Origin of the sequence: Streptomyces sp. NRRL S-495, assembly GCF_000966955.1 — a bacterium.
GTDB classification, from domain to species: Bacteria; Actinomycetota; Actinomycetes; order Streptomycetales; family Streptomycetaceae; genus Kitasatospora; species Kitasatospora purpeofusca.
Map to the genome: position 1 here is coordinate 1 of NZ_JZWY01001207.1, position 703 is coordinate 703.

Below are 703 nucleotides of genomic sequence, written 5' to 3' on the forward strand. Positions count from 1 at the left end.
GCCACGTACGGTCAGGACCGGCCCGCCGGGCGTCCGTTGCGGCTGGGGTCGCTGAAGTCCAACCTGTCCCACACCCAGGCCGCCGCGGGCGTCGGCGGGGTGATCAAGTCGGTGCTCGCGATGCGGCACGGCGTGATGCCTCGCACTCTGCACGTCGACCGCCCCTCGCCCCGTGTCGACTGGACCGAGGGAGCTGTCTCCCTGCTCGCCGAGGCCGCCCCCTGGCCGGAGACGGGACGGCCGCGCCGGGTCGGGGTGTCCTCCTTCGGTGCCAGCGGGACCAATGCCCACGTGATTCTCGAACAGGCCGTCGCCGCGCCGACCTTGACCGCGCCGACCGACGCGACCGCGCCGACCTTGACCGCGCCGACCGACGCGACGGCCGCCACCGACACTTCGGTCGACCGGCCCGCCACGTCGGAACCGGTGCCCGCCGTCGTCCCCTGGATCCTGTCGGCGCGTACGCCGGAAGCGCTGCGCGCCCAGGCGGCGGCGCTGCACGAGCGGGTGGTGGCGGAACCGGGCCTGAGCGTGCTGGACGTCGGTCATTCGCTGGCGGTCGGGCGTTCGCGGTTCGCGGAGCGTGCGGTGGTGGTGGGGGCGGACCGGGACGAACTGCTGGCCGGTGTCGCCGCCCTGTCGCGGGGCGTGGGCTCGAAGAGCGTGGCCGTCGGAGGTGGGCTGCTCCCGGGCCGTTCGGTGC

Annotated in this window: 1 protein-coding gene; it reads left to right on the forward strand. The window is 75.1% G+C overall.

Annotated features, from left to right (window positions below; all coding sequences use genetic code 11):
* Positions 1-703 (forward strand): ketoacyl-synthetase C-terminal extension domain-containing protein (locus VR45_RS40620; protein ID WP_045945005.1); only part of this gene is annotated, 703 nt, incomplete at both ends.